Origin of the sequence: Pseudomonas sp. zjy_15, from assembly GCF_043101865.1 — a bacterium.
Classification (GTDB): Bacteria; Pseudomonadota; Gammaproteobacteria; order Pseudomonadales; family Pseudomonadaceae; genus Aquipseudomonas; species Aquipseudomonas putida_Y.
Genome location: NZ_JBICII010000034.1, coordinates 89,389 through 109,260 on the forward strand (window position 1 = coordinate 89,389; position 19,872 = coordinate 109,260).

Annotated in this window: 19 protein-coding genes and 2 pseudogenes; 17 read left to right on the plus strand and 4 right to left on the minus strand. The window is 62.5% G+C overall.

What is annotated here, in order from left to right:
- The first annotated feature begins 42 nt into the window (after positions 1-42).
- The 11 genes and pseudogenes from paaK (at position 43) to ACF8EF_RS06470 (ending at position 11,040) form a co-directional block, all read left to right on the plus strand.
- The gene (paaK, locus tag ACF8EF_RS06420; protein WP_176684219.1) at positions 43-1,362 is read left to right on the plus strand and encodes a phenylacetate--CoA ligase PaaK; all 1,320 of its coding nucleotides are present in this window, start codon (positions 43-45) and stop codon (positions 1,360-1,362) included.
- A 198-nt stretch (positions 1,363-1,560) separates the two neighbouring features.
- Entirely contained in the window at positions 1,561-2,550 is a 990-nt protein-coding gene (gene paaA / locus ACF8EF_RS06425) for a 1,2-phenylacetyl-CoA epoxidase subunit PaaA (RefSeq protein ID WP_010954157.1), read from the plus strand.
- A gap of 25 nt (positions 2,551-2,575) precedes the next feature.
- On the plus strand, positions 2,576-2,857 hold the full coding sequence (gene paaB, locus ACF8EF_RS06430; protein WP_004374528.1) for a 1,2-phenylacetyl-CoA epoxidase subunit PaaB: 282 nt from the start codon (positions 2,576-2,578) through the stop codon (positions 2,855-2,857).
- A gap of 8 nt (positions 2,858-2,865) precedes the next feature.
- Positions 2,866-3,624: a 1,2-phenylacetyl-CoA epoxidase subunit PaaC gene (gene paaC / locus ACF8EF_RS06435; RefSeq protein WP_176684220.1), complete on the plus strand. Its 759-nt coding sequence runs from the start codon at positions 2,866-2,868 to the stop codon at positions 3,622-3,624.
- A complete protein-coding gene (gene paaD, locus ACF8EF_RS06440) occupies positions 3,611-4,144 on the plus strand; it encodes a 1,2-phenylacetyl-CoA epoxidase subunit PaaD (RefSeq protein WP_392529029.1) in 534 nt (177 codons plus the stop codon). The genes paaC and paaD overlap by 14 nt, the downstream gene beginning before the upstream one ends.
- Positions 4,145-4,159: 15 nt before the next feature.
- Positions 4,160-5,236 carry a 1,2-phenylacetyl-CoA epoxidase subunit PaaE gene (paaE, locus tag ACF8EF_RS06445; protein ID WP_392460702.1) on the plus strand — a complete coding sequence of 359 codons (1,077 nt, stop codon included), beginning with the start codon at positions 4,160-4,162 and terminating at the stop codon, positions 5,234-5,236.
- A gap of 151 nt (positions 5,237-5,387) precedes the next feature.
- Positions 5,388-5,696: a DUF485 domain-containing protein gene (locus tag ACF8EF_RS06450; RefSeq protein WP_004374508.1), complete on the plus strand. Its 309-nt coding sequence runs from the start codon at positions 5,388-5,390 to the stop codon at positions 5,694-5,696.
- Positions 5,687-7,255, plus strand: a pseudogene (locus tag ACF8EF_RS06455) (cation acetate symporter); the annotation flags it as partial. The gene ACF8EF_RS06450 and the pseudogene ACF8EF_RS06455, both read left to right, overlap by 10 nt.
- Positions 7,256-7,294: 39 nt before the next feature.
- Positions 7,295-8,527 carry an OprD family porin gene (locus ACF8EF_RS06460; RefSeq protein WP_209966109.1) on the plus strand — a complete coding sequence of 411 codons (1,233 nt, stop codon included), beginning with the start codon at positions 7,295-7,297 and terminating at the stop codon, positions 8,525-8,527.
- Positions 8,528-8,563: 36 nt separating this feature from the next.
- Positions 8,564-10,618 carry a phenylacetic acid degradation bifunctional protein PaaZ gene (paaZ, locus tag ACF8EF_RS06465; protein WP_392460703.1) on the plus strand — a complete coding sequence of 685 codons (2,055 nt, stop codon included), beginning with the start codon at positions 8,564-8,566 and terminating at the stop codon, positions 10,616-10,618.
- Positions 10,619-10,869: 251 nt separating this feature from the next.
- Positions 10,870-11,040, plus strand: coding sequence for a hypothetical protein (locus tag ACF8EF_RS06470; protein WP_176684163.1), 171 nt, complete (start codon positions 10,870-10,872; stop codon positions 11,038-11,040).
- Between the two features lie 78 nt (positions 11,041-11,118).
- Here the strand turns inward: ACF8EF_RS06470 and ACF8EF_RS06475 are convergent, their stop codons facing one another.
- Positions 11,119-11,388 carry a DUF6555 family protein gene (locus ACF8EF_RS06475; RefSeq protein WP_004374494.1) on the minus strand — a complete coding sequence of 90 codons (270 nt, stop codon included), beginning with the start codon at positions 11,386-11,388 and terminating at the stop codon, positions 11,119-11,121.
- 144 nt (positions 11,389-11,532) lie between these two features.
- Here ACF8EF_RS06475 and ACF8EF_RS06480 point away from each other — a divergent pair.
- Positions 11,533-11,654, plus strand: a pseudogene (locus ACF8EF_RS06480) (DNA mismatch repair protein MutT); the annotation flags it as partial.
- Position 11,655: 1 nt separating this feature from the next.
- On the opposite strand, the gene ACF8EF_RS06485 reads toward ACF8EF_RS06480, so the two are convergent.
- Positions 11,656-12,207 (minus strand): ATP-dependent Clp protease proteolytic subunit, encoded by a 552-nt coding sequence (locus ACF8EF_RS06485; RefSeq protein WP_392460704.1) that lies wholly within the window; start codon positions 12,205-12,207, stop codon positions 11,656-11,658.
- Between the two features lie 124 nt (positions 12,208-12,331).
- On the opposite strand from ACF8EF_RS06485, the gene ACF8EF_RS06490 reads away from it, so the two are divergent.
- Genes ACF8EF_RS06490 through ACF8EF_RS06505 form a run of 4 tightly spaced genes read left to right on the plus strand, consistent with a single transcriptional unit; the run spans position 12,332 to position 16,306 of the window.
- Positions 12,332-13,384: a DUF72 domain-containing protein gene (locus tag ACF8EF_RS06490; protein ID WP_392460706.1), complete on the plus strand. Its 1,053-nt coding sequence runs from the start codon at positions 12,332-12,334 to the stop codon at positions 13,382-13,384.
- On the plus strand, positions 13,381-14,154 hold the full coding sequence (locus ACF8EF_RS06495) for an endonuclease/exonuclease/phosphatase family protein (protein WP_176684228.1): 774 nt from the start codon (positions 13,381-13,383) through the stop codon (positions 14,152-14,154). The genes ACF8EF_RS06490 and ACF8EF_RS06495 overlap by 4 nt, the downstream gene beginning before the upstream one ends.
- On the plus strand, positions 14,151-15,353 hold the full coding sequence (clsB, locus tag ACF8EF_RS06500) for a cardiolipin synthase ClsB (protein ID WP_176684229.1): 1,203 nt from the start codon (positions 14,151-14,153) through the stop codon (positions 15,351-15,353). Before ACF8EF_RS06495 ends, clsB begins: the two co-directional genes overlap by 4 nt.
- Positions 15,353-16,306, plus strand: a complete 954-nt coding sequence (locus ACF8EF_RS06505) for a lysylphosphatidylglycerol synthase domain-containing protein (RefSeq protein ID WP_176684230.1) — start codon at positions 15,353-15,355, stop codon at positions 16,304-16,306. Before clsB ends, ACF8EF_RS06505 begins: the two co-directional genes overlap by 1 nt.
- 226 nt (positions 16,307-16,532) lie before the next feature.
- On the opposite strand, the gene ACF8EF_RS06510 is transcribed toward ACF8EF_RS06505, so the two are convergent.
- Positions 16,533-16,757: a metallothionein gene (locus tag ACF8EF_RS06510; RefSeq protein ID WP_209966117.1), complete on the minus strand. Its 225-nt coding sequence runs from the start codon at positions 16,755-16,757 to the stop codon at positions 16,533-16,535.
- Complete coding sequence (locus ACF8EF_RS06515) at positions 16,754-17,218, minus strand: phosphotransferase system, HPr-related protein (protein ID WP_392461347.1); 465 nt, start codon at positions 17,216-17,218, stop codon at positions 16,754-16,756. Before ACF8EF_RS06515 ends, ACF8EF_RS06510 begins: the two co-directional genes overlap by 4 nt.
- A 127-nt stretch (positions 17,219-17,345) precedes the next feature.
- On the opposite strand from ACF8EF_RS06515, the gene ligD reads away from it, so the two are divergent.
- The gene (gene ligD / locus ACF8EF_RS06520; protein ID WP_392461345.1) at positions 17,346-19,847 is read left to right on the plus strand and encodes a DNA ligase D; all 2,502 of its coding nucleotides are present in this window, start codon (positions 17,346-17,348) and stop codon (positions 19,845-19,847) included.
- Positions 19,848-19,872 lie beyond the last annotated feature (25 nt).

The following is a 19,872-nucleotide window of genomic DNA, read 5'->3' on the forward strand; positions in this document are numbered from 1 at the left end:
AACCGCTGCCGCGCGGCGTACAAGAACAATTCGAGTGAAGCCATGAACATGTACCATGATGCCGATCGTGCCCTGCTGGACCCGATGGAAACCGCCAGCGTCGATGCCCTGCGCCAGCACCAGCTGGAGCGTCTGCGCTGGAGCCTGAAGCACGCCTACGACAATGTGCCGTTGTACCGCCAGCGCTTTGCCGAGTACGGCATCCACCCTGATGACCTCAAGTGCCTGGAGGACCTGGCGAAGTTCCCCTTCACCGGCAAGAACGACCTGCGCGACAACTACCCCTACGGCATGTTTGCCGTGCCCCAGGAAGAAGTGGTGCGCCTGCATGCCTCCAGTGGCACCACCGGCAAGCCGACGGTGGTCGGCTACACCCAGAACGATATCGACACCTGGGCCAATGTGGTTGCCCGTTCGATTCGTGCGGCCGGCGGGCGCAAAGGTGACAAGGTGCATGTGTCCTACGGCTACGGGCTGTTCACCGGTGGGCTCGGCGCGCACTACGGTGCCGAACGCCTGGGCTGCACCGTGATCCCCATGTCCGGTGGACAGACCGAAAAGCAGGTGCAACTGATTCGCGACTTCCAGCCCGACATCATCATGGTCACCCCGTCCTACATGCTCAACCTGGCTGATGAAATCGAGCGTCAGGGCATCGACCCGCACGACCTCAAGCTGCGCCTGGGCATTTTTGGTGCCGAGCCGTGGACCGACGAGCTGCGCCGCTCGATCGAGCAGCGTCTGGGCATCAATGCCCTCGATATCTACGGCCTTTCGGAAATCATGGGGCCCGGGGTGGCAATGGAGTGCATAGAGACCAAGGACGGCCCGACCATCTGGGAAGACCACTTCTATCCCGAGATCATCGACCCTGCCACCGGCGAGGTGCTGCCGGATGGCCAACTGGGCGAGCTGGTATTCACCTCGCTGAGCAAGGAGGCATTGCCGATGGTGCGTTATCGCACCCGCGACCTCACCCGGCTGCTGCCCGGCACCGCTCGGCCGATGCGGCGGATCGGCAAGATCACCGGTCGCAGTGACGACATGCTGATCATTCGCGGGGTCAATGTGTTCCCGACTCAGATCGAGGAACAGGTGCTAAAAATAAAACAGCTTTCTGAGCTTTATGAGATTCATCTGTATCGCAATGGAAATCTGGACAGTGTCCAGGTGCACGTGGAGCTGCGTGCAGAGTGCCAGCACCTTGACGAAGGCCAGCGCAAGCTGGTTGTCGGGGAGTTGAGCAAACAGATCAAGACTTACATCGGTATCAGCACCCACGTGCACCTGCAGCCCTGCGGCACGCTCAAGCGCTCCGAAGGCAAGGCGTGCCACGTGTTCGACAAACGGTTGGCCAGCTGACCCATTCGGCTGCCATTTCGGCCCCGGCATTGTCCGGGGCCTTTTTTTGCCTGCGTGCTGCCGGGCACACGCTGCTGCCCGACAGCCCTCTTGCCTGTCAACGTGATACACAAATCTCACTTGATACACATAAATGTGTTTGACGTTATGTTTTGTATCGCTTACAAATGACTCATGCCTTAGCAGGAGTCGCAGCACATGTACGCACAGCTAGTGGAAACCGGAGTCAAGCGCATCAAGTCGCTGGAAGAGATGTCCCCCGAAGAACGCAACTTCCAGGAAAAGATCGACGCCGAAATCAAGATCGAAGCCAAGAACTGGATGCCCGAGGCCTACCGCCAGACCCTGATCCGGCAGATCTCCCAGCACGCCCACTCTGAAATCGTCGGCATGCTGCCCGAAGGCAACTGGGTCACCCGTGCCCCCAGCCTCAAGCGCAAACTGCAGCTGATGGCCAAGATCCAGGACGAAGCCGGCCATGGCCTGTACCTGTACAGCGCCATGGAAACCCTGGGGGCGGACCGCGACGAAGAGATCGCCAAACTGCACAGCGGCAAGGCCAAGTACTCGAGCATCTTCAACTACCCCACCCTCAGCTGGGCCGACATGGGCGCTGTGGGCTGGCTGGTGGACGGCGCCGCCATCGTCAACCAGGTGGTACTGCAGCGCACCTCTTACGGCCCCTACTCCCGCGCGATGATCCGGATCTGCAAGGAAGAGAGCTTCCACCAGCGCCAGGGCTACGAAATGCTCCTGACCATGATGCGCCAGGGCACCCAAGCCCAGCGCGACATGGTTCAGGACGCCATCAACCGCCTGTGGTGGCCGGCGCTGATGATGTTCGGCCCGAGCGATGAACACTCGCCCAACAGCGCCCAGTCGATGGCCTGGAAGATCAAGCGCCAGACCAACGACGAACTGCGCCAGCGCTTCATCGACCAGACCGTGCCGCAGCTGGAACTGCTTGGCTGCACTGCGCCTGACCCTGAGCTGAAGTGGAACGCCGAGCGCGGCCACTACGACTTCGGCGAAATCCAGTGGGACGAGTTCTACGAAGTGATCAAGGGCAATGGCCCGTGCAACCTGGAACGTGTCGCCACCCGGCGCAAGGCCATCGAGGACGGCGCCTGGGTACGCGAGGCTGCCGTGGCCTATGCGCGCAAGCAACAGAACAAGAACGCCGCCTGAGCGGCGATTGATGCGGAGATCGAATATGTCTGTCTGGACCCTCTACGAAGTGTTCGTGCGCAGCAAGCACGGCCTTAACCACAAGCATGTCGGCAGCGTGCACGCCGCCGATGCCGCCATGGCCATCGAGAATGCCCGCGAGCTCTACACCCGCCGTAGCGAAGGTGTGAGCCTGTGGGTGGTGCCTTCGGCGCTGATCACCGCCTCCTCTCCCGACGAGAAAGACCCGTTGTTCGCCCCTTCGGACGACAAGGTCTATCGCCATGCCAGCTTCTACGAGCTGCCCGACGAAGTCGGACACATGTGAGGTGGGCCATGCATAAAGAAGCCCTTATCCCCTACCTGCTGTTGCTCGGTGACAGCGCCCTGGTCCAGGGCCAGCGCCTCTGTGAATGGTGTGGCCGCGCCCCGGCCATCGAGGAAGAGCTGGCCCTGATGAACGTCGGCCTCGATCTGGTCGGCCAGGCCCGCAACTGGCTGGAGTATGCCGCCGAGCTGCTCGACGATGGCCGGGATGCCGATGCCCTGGCGTTCCGCCGTGACGAACGCGCCTACCGCAACCTGTTGCTGGTCGAGCAGCCCAACGGTGATTTTGCCGTGACCATGACCAAACAGTTCCTCTACGACGCCTGGCACTTCGCCGTGCTGCGGGGGCTGGTCGAGTCCAGCGACGCGCGAATCGCCGGTATTGCCGCCAAGGCCCTGAAGGAAGTCACCTACCACCTGCGCCGGTCCAGCGAGTGGGTACAACGTCTGGGTGGTGGTACCGATGCCAGCCGCCAGCGCATGCTGGCCGCTATCCCGGCACTGTGGCGCTTCACCGTCGAACTCGCCGCTGGCAGCGACAACGAAGTGCGTTTGGCCGAATGCGGTATTGCCGCCGACCCAGCGACCGTCGGGGCCACCTGGCTGAAGCAGGTCACTGAGACCTTTGCTTCGGTCGAACTGCCGCTGCCCAAGGCCGCGAGCCACTTCTACCTGGACGGCCGCAAAGGCCTGCACACCGAGCATCTGGGCCTGCTGCTGGCCGAAATGCAGTTCCTGCCAAGGGCCTACCCCGATGCAACCTGGTGAACTGATTGCCGGTGACCGCGGCGCGCGGGCACAGCAAGGTGACGACCTGGCCCGGGCCTGGGCGGTATTGGGCCAGGTCATGGACCCTGAAGTGCCGGTAGTCAGCGTGGTCGACCTGGGGATCGTGCGCGATGTCGATTGGCGCGCCGGCCACCTGCACCTGGTGGTTACCCCGACCTACTCTGGCTGCCCGGCCACCGAAGTCATCGAAGGGGATATCCGTCAGGCGCTGGAACAGGCCGGTTTCACCGCGCCAGACCTGGAGCGCCGGCTCACCCCGGCCTGGAGCACCGACTGGATCAGCGAACTGGGCCGCGAGCGCCTGCGCGCTTATGGCATTGCGCCGCCGCAAGGCAGCGCCAGCAAGCGCAGCCTGCTCGGCGAAGCGCCCCAGGTGTGCTGCCCGCAATGCGGCAGCGCCCTTACCGAATTGCTCAGCCAGTTCGGCTCCACGGCCTGCAAGGCGCTGTACCGCTGCCGTGAGTGCATGGAGCCATTCGACTATTTCAAATGCATTTGAGCCGTGGAGACCACCATGAGCCAGTTTCACAGCCTGACCATCAAGCAAGTGCGCAATGAGACCCGTGATGCGGTATCGATTGCCTTCGATGTGCCCGAGCACCTGCAGGACCAGTTCCGCTTCACTCAGGGCCAGTACCTGGTCATGCGTACCCAGCTGGACAACGAAGAAGTCCGCCGCTCCTACTCCATCTGCAGCGCCGTGCAGGACGGCGAGCTGCGCGTGGCCGTCAAGCGCGTGCCGGGCGGGCGCTTCTCGGCATTTGCCAATGAAGTGCTCAAGGCCGGCCAGCAGCTGGAAGTGATGCCGCCATCGGGGAGCTTCTTCGTGCCTCTGGACCCGGCTCGCCAGGGCAACTATCTGGGGGTGGCCGCCGGCAGCGGCATCACCCCGATACTGTCGATCATCGCCACTACGCTGGCCAGCGAGCCGCACAGCCGTTTCACCTTGCTGTACGGCAACCGCTCCAGTTCGGGGGCGCTGTTCCGCGACAAGCTCGAAGACCTGAAAAACCGTTACCTCGACCGTTTGAACCTGATTTTCGTGTTCAGCCGCGAACAGCAGGACGTCGACCTGTACAACGGCCGCATCGACACTGACAAATGCGGCCAACTGTTTTCGCGCTGGCTGGACGTTGCCGGCCTGGACGCGGCATTCATCTGCGGCCCGCAGGCGATGACCGAAACCGTGCGTGACAGCCTGCAGGCCAACGGCATGGCCAAGGAACGCATTCACTTCGAGCTGTTCGCCGCCGCCGGCAGCGAGGCCCGCCGCGAAGCCCGTGAGGCGGCACGCCAGGCGGATTCGGCGCTTAGCCATATCACCGTAATCAGCGACGGCCGGGCACTGAGCTTCGACCTGCCGCGCAACACCCAGAACGTGCTGGACGCCGGCAACGCCATTGGCGCCGAACTGCCGTACTCGTGCAAGGCCGGCGTGTGCTCCACCTGCAAGTGCCGGGTGATCGAGGGCGAAGTGGAAATGGACAGCAACCATGCCCTCGAAGATTACGAAGTGGCGGCCGGGTATGTGCTGTCGTGCCAGACCTACCCGGTGAGCGACAAGGTGGTGCTTGACTTCGACCAGCTGTAGACCGAGTCGACTGCTTCGCGGGTAAACCCGCTCCTACGGGGCCTGCGCAAGGCCTTGGGGCGTCATCCTACCTGCGAAGAGGGCCTACGCAACAACGCAATACCCCGCGTGACCTCAACAAAACAATTACAAAACCAAGAGATCGCTTGCCATGACACCCGAACGCATAGAAAGCATCGCCAACCACCCCGACTTCCAGCACCTGGTGCGGCGCAAACGCCGCCTGAACGGCAGCCTGACCCTGGCCATGCTGGTGGTCTACTACGGCTTCGTCCTGCTGGTCGCGTTCTCGCCCAGCACCCTCGGCCAGTCCCTCAGCGGCGGCGTAACCACTGTCGGCATGCTGGTAGGCGTGCTGATGGTGCTGCTGTCCTTTGCCCTGACCGGCATCTACGTGCACCGCGCCAACAACGTGCTCGACCCGCTCAACGACAAGGTCAAGCAGGAGTGCGCACAATGAACTGGACAGCCATTTCGATGTTCATGGTGTTTGTCTGCTTCACCCTGCTGGTCACCCGCTGGGCTGCCCTGCGGACCCGCTCGGCCAGCGACTTCTACACCGCCGGCGGGGGCCTGACCGGCATGCAGAACGGCCTGGCGATCGCTGGGGACATGATCAGTGCCGCTTCGTTCCTGGGCATTTCCGCGATGATGTTCATGAACGGCTATGACGGCCTGTTGTATGCCCTCGGTGTCCTGGCAGGCTGGCCGATCATCCTGTTCCTGATTGCCGAGCGGCTGCGCAACCTGGGCAAGTACACCTTCGCCGACGTGGTCAGCTACCGGCTGGCGCAAACCCCGGTGCGCTTGACCTCGGCTTTCGGCACCCTGGTGGTGGCGCTGATGTACCTGGTGGCGCAAATGGTCGGTGCCGGCAAGCTGATCGAGTTGCTGTTCGGCATCAGCTACCTGTACGCCGTGATGCTGGTCGGCGTGCTGATGGTTGCCTATGTCACCTTCGGCGGCATGCTCGCCACCACCTGGGTGCAGATCATCAAGGCGGTATTGCTGCTGTCGGGCACCAGTTTCATGGCTTTCATGGTGCTCAAGCACTTCGGCTTCAGCACCGAGGCCATGTTTGCCAGCGCCGTGGCCGTGCATGCCAAGGGCCAGGCGATCATGGCCCCAGGCGGCTTGTTGTCCAACCCGGTGGACGCCATTTCCCTCGGTTTGGGCATGATGTTCGGCACCGCTGGCCTGCCGCATATCCTGATGCGCTTCTTCACTGTCAGTGATGCCAAGGAAGCACGCAAGAGCGTGTTCTATGCCACCGGTTTCATTGGTTACTTCTACCTGCTGCTGATCATTGTCGGCTTTGGCGCCATCGTCATGGTCGGCACCGAGCCGTCCTACCGCGACGCCTCCGGCGCAATCATCGGTGGTGGCAACATGGTCGCCGTGCACCTGGCCCAGGCCGTGGGTGGCAACCTGTTCCTCGGCTTCATCTCTGCCGTGGCCTTCGCCACCATTCTGGCGGTGGTTGCCGGCCTGGCGCTGTCCGGGGCTTCGGCAGTGTCCCACGACCTGTATGCCTGCGTGATGCGCAAAGGCAAGGCCACCGAGCAAGAGGAAATGCGCGTGTCGCGCATCGCCACGCTGGTCATAGGCCTGCTGGCAGTGATCCTGGGCCTGATGTTCGAGTCGCAGAACATTGCCTTCCTGTCCGGCCTGGTGCTGGCGGTGGCCGCTTCGGTCAACTTCCCGGTGCTGCTCCTTTCGATGTTCTGGAAAGGCCTGACCACCCGCGGCGCGGTGTGCGGCAGCATGGCCGGGCTGGTCTCGGCGGTGCTGTTGGTGGTGCTGGGCCCGGCAGTGTGGGTCAACGTGCTGCACAACGAAACGGCGCTGTTCCCCTACAGCAACCCGGCACTGTTCTCCATGAGCCTGGCCTTCCTCAGTGCCTGGGTGTTCTCGGTTACCGACAGCTCCGAACGTGCCGTTGAAGAGCGTGGCCGCTACCTGGGCCAGTTCATCCGCTCCATGACCGGTATCGGTGCGGCTGGCGCCAGCAAACACTGACTTCAAGGACGAACAGACATGTCGGGTAAAACAACAACAATGAACCGCACACACTTCCTGTCAGCCGCCTGGCTGGCCACCCTCGCCCTGCCCATGCCCGCGCTGGCCGACTTCATCGGCGACAGCCATGCTCGCCTGGAGCTGCGCAACCACTACCTCAACCGCGATTTCCGCCAAAGCAACGCCCCACAGGCCAAGGCCGAGGAATGGGGCCAGGGCTTTACCGCCAAGCTGGAATCGGGTTTTACCGAGGGCCCGGTCGGCTTTGGCGTGGACGCGCTGGGGCAGTTGGGCATCAAGCTCGACTCCAGCCGCGACCGTCGCAACACCGGCCTGCTGCCGTTTGGCCCGAACAGCCACGAACCGGTCGACGACTACAGTGAGCTGGGCCTGACCGGCAAGGTTCGTGTGTCCAAGAGCACCTTGCGCCTGGGCACCTTGCAGCCGATCCTGCCGGTGGTGGTGTACAACGACACCCGCCTGCTGGCATCCACCTTCCAGGGGGGGCTGCTCACCAGTCAGGACCTCGATGGCCTCACCTTCAATGCCGGGCGCCTGACCAAGGCCAATCTACGCGATTCCTCTGGCCGCGATGATATCGGCTATGGCGCAGCCAGCAGTGACCACCTGGACTTTGGTGGTGGCAGCTACGCCATCACGCCGCAAACCACGGTCAGCTATTACTACGCCAAGCTCCAGGACATCTACCGTCAGCAATTCGTCGGTCTGATCGACACCCGCCCACTGGCAGAAGGTGTGAGCCTGCGCAGCGACCTGCGCTACTTCGACAGCCGCAACGACGGTGCCGAGCGTGCCGGCAACATCGACAATCGTAACTTCAACGCCATGTTTACCCTGGGCGTGCGGGCGCACAAGTTCACCGCCACCTGGCAGCAGATGTCCGGTGACAGCGCCTTCCCGTTCGTCAACGGCGGCGACCCGTTCACCGTCAACCTGGTCACCTACAACACCTTCACCCGCGCCGGGCTGGACTCTTGGCAAGTACGCTACGACTACGACTTCGTTGCCATGGGTATCCCCGGCCTGAGTTTCATGACCCGCTACACCGACGGTCGCCACGCCGAAACTGCCACCGTGACCAATGGCCGCGAGCGCGAGCGCGACACCGACATCGCTTATGTCATTCAGAGCGGCCCGCTTAAAGACGTCAGCCTGCGCTGGCGCAATGTCACCTTCCGCTCCGGCAACGGCCTGACCAACGCCGTGGACGAAAACCGCCTGATCATCGGCTACACCCTGGCGCTGTGGTAACAGCGCCCCCTCTTTTTGAACAGCACGGAGAACAGCATGTCTGCCGCCCCTACTCTGCAAAGTTTCATCGCCGGCCGTTGGCTCGGCCAGCACGGCGCCCAGGCCCTGCGCAGCGCCCTCGACGGCCACGTGTTGGCCTACAGCCATGAAGAGCGCCCAGACTTCGCCGAAGCTGTGGACTACGCGCGTGCACGTGGCCTTGCCTCGCTGATGGGCATGGATTTCCAACAGCGTGCCCAACGCCTCAAAGCCCTGGCCCTGTACCTGGCCGAACGCAAGGAGCAGCTCTACGCCCTGTCGCACCACAGCGGCGCCACCCGGGCTGACAGCTGGATCGACATCGAAGGCGGCAACGCCACGCTGTTCTCCTATGCCGGCATCGGCAGCCGCGAGCTGCCGTCGGGTAACCTGGTGCACGAAGGCCCAGCCATACCGTTGGGCAAACAAGGCCATTTCGCCGGCAGTCACATCCTGGTGCCACGGGCAGGCGTTGCGGTGCACATCAACGCGTTCAACTTCCCCATCTGGGGCATGCTGGAAAAGTTTGCCCCGACGTTCCTGGCCGGTATGCCCTGCATCGTCAAGCCGGCGACCTCGACCAGCTATTTGACCGAGGCCGTGGTGCGCCTGATGAATGCCTCAGGCCTGCTGCCCGAAGGCAGCCTGCAGCTTGTGATAGGCCGCACCGGCGATCTGCTTGACCGCCTGCAAGGCCAGGACGTGGTGACCTTCACCGGTTCTGCCGATACCGCTGCCAAATTGCGCGTGACGCCCAACCTGATTCGCAACTCGGTGCCGTTCACTGCCGAGGCCGACTCGCTCAACTGCGCCATCCTCGGCCCGGACGTGACACCGGACAGCGAAGAGTTCGACCTGTACATCAAGGAAGTGGTGCGTGAAATGACCACTAAAGCCGGGCAGAAATGCACCGCCATCCGCCGCGCGATCGTCCCGGCCAGGCACCTGGATGCCGTTGCCACCCGCCTGCGCGAGCGCCTGAGCAAGGTCGTGGTTGGCGACCCGTCGCTGGAAGGCGTGCGCATGGGGGCCCTGGCCTCCCATGACCAGCAGCGCGACGTTGGCGAGCGGGTGCGCAGCCTGCTGCAGAGTTGTGATCAGTTGTTCGGCGCCAGCGATGGCTTTGCCCCGCGTGGCGAAGGCGTGGCTGAAGGCGCGTTCTTTGCCCCGACCTTGTTGCAGGCCCGCGACCCACATGCCGAGGGCGGCGCCCACGACATCGAAGCGTTCGGCCCGGTCAGTACGCTGATGGCCTATGACGACCTCGACGAAGCCTTGGCACTGGCTGCCCGTGGCAAAGGCAGCCTGGTGGCGACCCTGGTCACCGCCGACCGCAGCGTGGCCGCCAAGGCTATCCCGGTGGCTGCTGCCTGGCATGGGCGATTGCTGGTGCTCGATAGCCAGGCTGCCAAAGAGTCCACCGGTCACGGCTCGCCACTGCCGCAGCTCAAGCACGGTGGCCCGGGCCGCGCCGGTGGTGGTGAAGAACTGGGTGGCCTGCGTGCGGTCAAGCACTACCTGCAGCGCGCGGCAGTACAAGGCTCGCCGAGCATGCTCACGGCGGTCACCGGCGAGTACGTGCGCGGCGGCGAAGTGATCGAAACCGAAGTGCACCCGTTCCGTCGCTACTTCGAGCAGTTGCGTATCGGCGAGTCGCTGCTCACCCATCGCCGCACCGTGACGGAAGCTGACCTGGTCAATTTCGGCTGCCTCTCCGGCGACCATTTCTATATGCACTTCGACGAAATCGCCGCCAAGGCGTCGCAGTTCGGTAAACGCATTGCCCACGGTTACTTCGTACTGTCGGCAGCGGCCGGGCTGTTCGTGTCGCCCGGTGCCGGCCCGGTGCTGGCCAACTATGGGCTGGACACCCTGCGCTTCATCAACCCGGTTGGCATTGGCGATACCATCCAGGCGCGCCTGACCTGCAAGCGCAAGATCGACCAGGGCAAGACCAGCCCGCTGGGGCAGCCGCAGGGGGTGGTGGCATGGGATGTGGAGGTGACCAATCAGCTGGGTGAACTGGTGGCCAGCTATGACATTCTGACCTTGGTGCTGAAAAAGCCAGCATGATGGGTTGAATCTACTGGCCTCTTCCCGGGCAAGCCGCCTTTGCCCGGTACTGCACAGCGCCCTTGTAGGAGCGGGTTCACCCGCGAAGAGGCCGGTAGCAGCTCAAGGTACTTGGGATCAATGCACCTACGTGGCTGTCGTGAAGTATTCAGGCATTTGAAACCGTTGGTCAGCGACTGCCAATGCTCAGTGGACCTCTGGCGTGCATCTGTCGCTCTTAGTTTATGAGGATCATGAACGAGGACTGCACCATGGATTCCCTACTGCGAATGGGTGGCGGCAATGTTGAAGATGACTGGCCGGAGCTGGAGCCGGATCGACGCAATGATCGGGCAGACGACCCGGATACCGACCCCAATTTGACTGATGATGAGGAAAACCGGCCCGGCGTCCCGGCCAGCGACCCTGAGTCTGGCGCCTGACACTATGAGTATCAGCGTACCCTGCAGGAGCGGGCACGTCCGCTCCTGCAGTTTCTTCTACCGGTTGCAAGCGAGCTATTAAACCATCGCCGCCGGATCGCCCACCGACTGGTTGGGCTTGCTCCCCGAAATCCGCCAGCTCACGGCGGTAATGCCGTAACGCTCGGCCATCGGCCGACTGACCTTCCTGATCTTCTCGCGACCGAACTTGGGAATGATGCCGATGCCCGCATCACAACTTGCCCAATGCCAGGCCTCGGCATTATCCAGACGTTCCAGGCGAATGATGAAGCTGCGCGGCTGGTCATGCAGTTTGTAATCAATTATGTACAGCTGTGGGCTAGGCATCGCAGGGGGCCTCCTCTTCTCCATGGATGACATTTTGATTGATCTGGCCGTGACCGGAAGATTCAAAATTTTGTCGAACCTTTGGTGCCAGTGGCCGAATGTGTGCCCCTGCCTCGGTTTCGAGAGCCTGTTTTATCGCTGTGGCACGAAATTTCCGATTGCCACTTTGCTCACCTCACCAGGTGGCTACGGTAAAGGGCGAGATCAAGTCCCTGATCCGCTCCTTGCTGGCTTGTGCCCCCGGCACTGCGGCGTCCGTTCGGTAAGCTAGGCGTGCACACTCCACTGAACGGCGTCTGACGCGATCGGCATCTCGTCGATTGCATGGATCATTCCGTTTTCCAGCGCCTCCCGCGGCGCCAGTATCCTTGGATAGGCCATTAGATAGCGCGGTACATCCAGAACCTCGGCCGCGCCTTTCGTGCGCTCGGCCACGATCTGCGCATACAGACGCAAGTCGTAATCCAGACTCATTGCATACTCGGACATCCGCGAATGGTCTACCGAGCCATGCAAGGTCCAATGAAACGGGTGGAAAAGAAACTTGCTGAAACTGCAAGCCGTACGTCGCTCCCCGGCCAGGGAGAGGATATTGCCCATGGATTCCACCGTGCCCAGGTTGTGGGTATGCACCTCTACGGGTAACGCCCGCAGAAAGTTGTAAAGGGTAAACCCATAGCTGCACTCGCCGCCCATGGTGGCGATGTTCAGTTGCAGCGTTTCGGCACCCTGTTGCAATGCCCGCGAGCAGGTACTGATCAGGTTGCCGCAGGTAGACGAATTGATCGGTCCGGTGAAGTGGATGATATGTCTGGCCATGCTTGCCTCCACGGGTGGCAGGTCATTGCTTGTTCTACAGCACATCGTCACCCTGCCCGGCAATCTGCCAGAGGGCGAGGCGGTCGAATTTCATCCTGGCACCCTGCCATGAGGCGGGTATGCGGTGGAGACGCCAGCCGCTGCAAAGTTCAACTCGGCGTCAGCATTTCCGTTGGTCAAGCGTTGTGAACCCTCGCCGGCCTTTGCCGGTCGCACCTTCAGAGCGACCGAACAAGGAACCGGCAGTGAGGACGGCAGCGTGAGCGATATTCGCATCGGTATCTCCGGGTGGCGCTATGGCCCCTGGCGCAAGGATTTCTACCCCAAAGGCCTGAAGCAGGACGATGAACTGGCATTCGCTTCACGGGCGGTGAACAGCATCGAGATCAATGGCTCGTTCTACAGCCTGCAAACGCCCGAGCGTTATCTGGGCTGGCGTGAACAAACACCGGACGGCTTCGTGTTCGCGGTCAAGGGGCCTCGCTATATCACCCATGTGCGGCGGCTGAAGGACATCGAAGAGCCAGTGGCCAACTTTTTTGCCTCCGGGCCGCTGCTGTTGGGCGAAAAGCTCGGGCCGTTCCTGTGGCAGTTCCCTCCTAACATGAAGTTCGATGAAGACCGTTTCGCCCGGTTTTTCGAGCTGCTGCCACACACCCGCAAAGCGGCCCGCGAACGCGCCCAGGGCTGCGCTGAACGCCTCAAGGGCAATGGCAGCCTTGCCATCAAGGGCAATGCACGCTTGCGTCACGCCGTGGAAATCCGCCACGAGAGCTTTCTCTGCGAAGCCTTCATCAAGCTGTTACGCAAGCATCGCGTGGCGCTGGTGGTTGCCGGCAGCGCCGGCAAGTGGCCCTGTGTCGAAGATGTGACCGCCGACTTCGTCTACATGCGCCTGCACGGGGATGTGGAGCTGCACAGCAGCGGATATACCGCACGCGCGCTACGGCGCTGGAAACAACGTATCCAGCAATGGAGTGAAGGTAACCAGGCGGACGATGCCCGTCTGATCGTGCCGGGGCCGCCGCCTCGGCGTGCGACACGGGATGTATACTGCTACTTCGACAACGACCAGAAGGTTCACGCGCCATACGACGCCAGGCGCTTGCTGCAAAAGCTGTCGTTGGACCATGAGCTGATGACTGAGCCTGGCATGGTGCCGGAGGTGGCCTTGTGAACAAGACCCTGCCCACCCCACGCTGCATCATCGACAAGGTGACCGCTGTACGCCGGCTCAATGTGTTGACGCTGAACGTGCACAAAGGCTTCACCTTCTTCAACCGGCGCTTCATCTTGCCCGAGTTGCGCGAGGCGGTGCGCGCCACCGGCGCCGACCTGGTGTTTCTGCAAGAGGTGCACGGCAGTCATCAGCAGCACGCCTTGCGTCACCCTGCCTGGCCAGAAACGCCGCAGTACGAGTTTCTGGCCGACAGCATGTGGCCGCAGTTCGCCTACGGTCGCAATGCCGTATATCCACATGGCGATCACGGCAACGCACTGCTGTCGAAATTCCCCATCAGCCGCTTCGACAACCTGGATGTCTCGGTGCAGGGCAATGAACAGCGTGGCCTGCTGCATTGCCAGCTGGAGGTGCCGGGCCATGACGAGGTGCATGCGGTATGCGTACACCTGGGCCTGCGGGAAGCCCACCGGCAGAGCCAGGTGAAGCTGATGCTGGACCTGCTGGCCAGCCTGCCGCCCACAGCGCCGGTCATCATCGCCGGCGATTTCAACGACTGGCGGCTGAAGGCGGACGCGGTGCTGAGCGAACACCTGACGGAGGCCTTCGGCACCCCGGCGCGCAGTTTCCCGGCGCGCCTGCCGTTGTTGCGTCTGGACCGCATCTACGTGCGTAACGCCATGCCGGGCGCTGCCCAGGTGCTGTCGAAATACCCGTGGTCGCATCTGTCCGACCACGTACCACTGGCTGCGGAGATCAACCTGTGAACCGACCTTGGGTAGAGGGCAACAGCGTGCAGTTGCTGATCAATGGCGAGCAGTACTACCCCCGCGTGTTCGAGGCCATGGCCAAGGCGCGGGAAGAAATACTGCTGGAAACCTTCATCATCTTCGACGACAAGGTGGGCCAGCAATTGCAGCAGGTGTTGATCGACGCTGCCCGGCGTGGTGTGCGCGTGGAAGTGGCTGCGGACGGCTACGGCACAGCCGACCTGCCGGCTGCATTCATTTCAGCGATGACCGATGCGGGCGTAAGCTTTCACGCGTTCGATCCACAACCCCGGTTGTTAGGCATGCGCACTAACCTGTTCCGCCGTTTGCACCGCAAGATCGTGGTGGTCGATGGCGAGCGGGCCTTCATCGGCGGTATCAACTACAGCGCCGACCATTTGGGTGACTTTGGTGCCATGGCCAAGCAGGACTATGCCGTGGAGGTCACCGGCCCGGTGGTGGCGCAGGTACATGCCTCCAGCAAGCGCCTGATGTCCCCCGTGTTGCAGCCCCCCAGTGCGGTGCGCCCGGTTACCGAGCCTGCCGGGGGGAGCGACGCGGTGTTGATCGAGCGCGACAACGGGATGCGCAGTAACGATATAGAAGCGTACTACCTTCAGGCTTTTCGCAAGGCCAGGCAACGCATCGTGGTCGCCAATGCGTACTTCTTTCCAGGCTATCGGTTGATGCGAGAGTTGCGTAACGCGGCCCGGCGTGGCGTGGAGGTTCACTTGATTTTGCAGGGCCAGCCTGACATGCGCTGGGTACGTGCGCTGTCGCGCCTGCTATACAACTACCTGCTGCGCGACGGCGTGATGATTCATGAGTACTGCCAGCGGCCGTTGCACGGCAAGGTGGCACTGGTAGACGACCAGTGGGCCACCGTTGGCTCCAGCAACCTCGATCCTCTGAGCCTGTCGTTCAACCTGGAGGCCAACCTGTTCATTCGTGATCGAGCCTTCAACCAGCAACTGCACCAGCATTTGCAAGCACTGGCCAGCGAGCAATGCAAACCGGTTACCTTGGAGCGGATGATTCGCGGCTACTGGTGGCGAGCACCGTTGATCTTCGTGTGTTTCCACGTGATCCGTCACTTCCCGCGCATTGCGGGTTGGTTCCCTGCGCACCGGCAGCGATTACGCTCGCTGCAGCCGGACGCCGAACCCCAGGGCAAACTGCACGAGGGCAATTCCTGATGGCGGGCAAAAACTGGCAAACCTGGGGCAAACGCTTGTTTACGCTTGCGTTCCTGATCCTGATCCCTGTGCTGTTGTACCTGCTGGCGCGCAATCTGGACTGGAATGAAGTGCGCCAGTCTTTGCTGGCCTACAAACCTGGCACCCTTGTCATCGGCTTGGCGATCGCGTTGTGCAGCTATTTCGCGTTTGCCAGTTACGACCTGCTCGCCCGGGCTTACACCGGCCATACACTACCTGCCCGTCAGGTATTGCCAGTCGCGTTCGTGTGTTATGCCTTCAACCTCAACTTCACTACCTGGGTAGGCGGGGTTGCCTTGCGCTACCGGCTCTATGGCCGACTGGGCCTGGATACCGCGACCATTACGCGAATCCTCACCTTGGGCCTGTTGACCAACTGGATGGGTTACATGCTGCTGGCCGGCACCGTCTTCGCCCTGGGCCTGGTCGAGATGCCCGGCAACTGGGCGGTAGGCACTACAGGCCTGCGCCTGATCGGCTTGCTGCTGCTGGCGATTGCTGGAGGCTACCTGCTGGCCTGTGGTTTTGCCAAGAAGCGCACCTGGTGCTGGCGCGACCACGAAGTGACGCTGCCCTCGCTGCGTCTGGCGCTTTGCCAGGTGGTGCTGGGTGCCAGCAACTGGGCGCTGATGGCGCTGCTGATCTTCTGGTTGCTACCGGGCGAAGCCTTCTACCCGTCGATTCTCGGCATCCTGCTGATCAGTTGTGTGGCTGGGGTGGTTGCGCACATCCCTGCGGGGCTGGGCGTGCTGGAGGCGGTGTTTCTGGCCCTGCTGCACGGGCAGATGGCCCAAGGCACGCTGGTGGCTGCCCTGCTCGGCTACCGCACGCTGTACTACCTGATTCCGCTGCTGTTGGCGGTGGTGACCTACCTGATCCTGGAAAAGCGCGCCAAGGCCATGCGCCGGCGCGACAAGCCTGCCCAGACCTGAAAGGGGCCATGTGCGCTGGAGGTGACAAATGCGACGCGTTGCGTGGCACCGGCTGCGCCGGTGTTCGCGGGTGAACCCGCTCCTACGGGGGCGCGCGCCAAGAAACCAACCCCGCGCAAGCCATGCGGCGTAAATGTAGGAGCGGGTTTACCCGCGAAGCAGGCAACGCAACACCCGAGGCCCCAATGACTGGCGCCCGGGTGAAAGGGCAGCCCGCCTATCGGCCTCAGGGCGAAATGGGGTCACTCGCCGGATAGGTTTCATCCAGCGCATTGTCCACCGCATTCTCGCCCGGCTTTTCACCACAATGGCAGTCCTGCATCCGGCATGGCTCACCCTTGCGGTGGCCGCTGGCGCAGGCCTCGCAGCAATATGCCTTACCGTCGCGCTGCAGGGCATTGGCATCCACCGTGCAGGAACAATGCGTGCACGCGCAGCGTTGTTCGTTCATGGCTTGCTCTCCTCGTCGTCAATTACATCATCGGTCCAGGGCACCCCATCCAGCGGCGCGGAGCGGGCCAGTTCGGCCTCGTCCAGGCCAATGCCGCCACCAATCTCATCGGCATCCACCTGCCGCAGGCGTTGGTCTGCCGGACCGCCTCTGCCGCCCGGCTCGTGGGGATCGCGTGCACCGGTTTCGTCAAGCAGCGTGTCCGGGCTCAAATCGTCATAGGTGACATTGTCCTCATGCAGGCTGTCACTCAGCGCCTCGCCGCCGGTCATGCCACTCTGCGCCACGCGTCGGGGGGGAAACTCACGGGCGACCTCGGCGGCCGGTCGTTCGTCGCCCACACGCCCTTCACGCTCATCCAGGCGTTCATCGAAATCCAGCTCATGCACGCTGCCCATGCGGTCTTCGGTGTCATCGATTTCGCTGGGGGTGTACGGCTGAGGTTCATCGGGTCGGGTCATGTGCGTTCTCCATCAGTTGGCTTCATTCGGTCGACTGCGCCAGCTCAGGGAAGATTCAGAGTTTTTTGAACTACCGCCTCGGCCGACGCCTCCCACCTTAGAGACTGTGATCTGCCCGGAGCCCGCCATGGCCAAGCCCCTGCAGGAATACGCGCGCAAGCGCAACTTCAACGCCACACCCGAGCCCGCCGGCAAACGCATCCGTGGCAAGCGGGCTCATGCGCTGCAGTTCTGCATCCAGAAACACGACGCCAGTCACTTGCACTACGACTTCCGCCTGGAACTCGATGGCACCTTGAAAAGCTGGGCAATCCCCAAAGGCCCTTCGCTGGACCCCAAGGTGCGCCGCCTGGCAGTGCATGTGGAGGACCATCCGCTGGACTACGCCAATTTCGAGGGCCATATCCCGGAAGGCCACTATGGTGCAGGGGACGTGATCGTCTGGGACCGTGGCACTTGGGAGCCTGAAGGCGATGCCCATGAAGGCTACGCCAAAGGCAAGCTGCGTTTCCGCCTGCAAGGTGAGAAGCTTGGCGGCGTGTGGAACCTGTTCCGCACCCACCTGGCCGGCAAGAAAGAGCAATGGATGCTGGTCAAGTCGCACGACGCCCAGGCGCGCAGCGAAGCGGAGTACAGCATTGTCGAGGCCCTGCCCGACAGTGTGCTCAGCGAGCGCACGCTGGTGCCACGCAAACCCGCTGCGAAAAAAGCCGCTACACCGCGCAGCAGCCGTAAACGCCCTGGCAAAGCTCAGACTGCACCGTTGCCAGCGCAGCTGCCGCCGCAGCTGGCCACGCTAGTGGATTCTCCACCCAGCGGCGACTGGCGCTACGAAGTCAAGTTCGATGGCTACCGTATCCTCGCCCGTATCGAGGGCCAGGACATCCGCCTGTTCACCCGCAACGGCCATGACTGGAGCAGCAAGATGCCCCGGCAGGTTGCTGCCCTGCGCGCACTCAGTATCGACTCGGCCTGGCTCGACGGCGAAATGGTGGTGGCTGATGAGAATGGCATGGCTGACTTCCAGGCGTTGCAGAACGCCTTCGATACCGAGCACGACGAACACATCACTTATTACCTGTTCGACCTGCCATTTCTGGGCGGTCAGGACCTGCGACAGCTACCGCTGCAGAACCGCCGCGATACATTGCGCCAACTGCTTGAACACAACCATTCCGACGTCATCAAGTATTCCGCCGACTTCGACCAACCTGTCGGGTCACTGCTCGACAGTGCCTGCCGGCTGAAGCTGGAAGGCCTGATCGGCAAGCGAGCTGACAGTGTTTACAGCGGCCGCCGCAGCCCAGACTGGATCAAGCTCAAGTGCAAGCAACGCCAGGAATTCGTGATCGTCGGCTACACCGACCCCAAAGGCAGCCGCAGCGGCTTTGGTGCCCTGCTGCTGGCCCTGCACGACAACGAAAGTGGCGAGCTGCGCTATGCCGGGAAGGTAGGTACCGGCTTCAATACCACGACACTGGCCAGCATCCACGCGCGGCTCAAGCCCCTGGAAATCGCCAGGCCAGCCCTGCCCTCGCCGCCTGCCGGTGCCCAGGCGCGTGGTGTGCACTGGCTGCGGCCCCAGCTGTTGGCCGAAGTCGCCTATGCCCAAATGACCCGTGACGGCATCGTGCGCCACTCGGTGTTCCACGGACTGCGCGATGACAAGGCGGCAACCGCCATTGACCTGGAGCGCGCCATGCCCGCAACGACTGTATCCAACCACAACAAGCAGGCCAAGGCGTCTGAAAACCTGGGTGAACTTCGCCTGACCCACCCCGACCGGGTCATTGATCCCACCACTGGGGTGACCAAGCGCGAGGTCGCCGAGTATTACGCCGGCATCAGCCAGTGGATCCTGCCCCAGCTCAAGCACCGCCCGGTGGCATTGGTGCGCGCCCCGGACGGCCTGGGCGGCGAGCTGTTCTTCCAGAAAAACGCGGGCCAGCTGCACATACCCAACCTAATCAGCCATGAAAAGGCCGAGGCAGGCCAGGCGGCGATGGTCATCAATCGCCCGGACACGCTGCTGGGCGCGGTGCAGATGAACATGCTGGAGCTGCACACCTGGAACGCCACGGACAAGGACTTCGACAAACCGGACCGTTTCGTGCTCGACCTGGACCCTGACCCCGCGCTGCCCTGGAAGGCAATGGTGGAGGCGACCCAACTGACCCTCACCCTGCTGGACGAGCTGGGCCTGAAGGTGTTTCTGAAAACCAGTGGTGGCAAGGGTATTCACGTGGTCGTGCCCTTGACCCGGCGAACCGGGTGGGACGAGGTCAAGGACTTCAGCCACGCCATCGTCAATTACCTGGCCAAGCTGTTCCCGGAGCGCCTGAGCGCGGTGTCGGGGCCGAAAAATCGCGTGGGACGCATCTTCATCGACTACCTGCGCAATGGCAAGGGCGCCACCACGGCGTGCGCCTATTCACTGCGTGCCCGTGACGGGCTGCCTGTATCGGTACCTGTCTGGCGTGAGGAACTGGCGCAAATAAAAAGCGCCAATCAATGGAACATCACCAACCTGCGCGAGCGCCTGGCGGAGGTCGACGACCCTTGGGCCGACATGGGCAAGGTACGCCAGTCGATCACCGCGCGCATGCGCAAGCAGCTAGGGCTCGAATGATGACGCCACAGCGATTGGACACGAA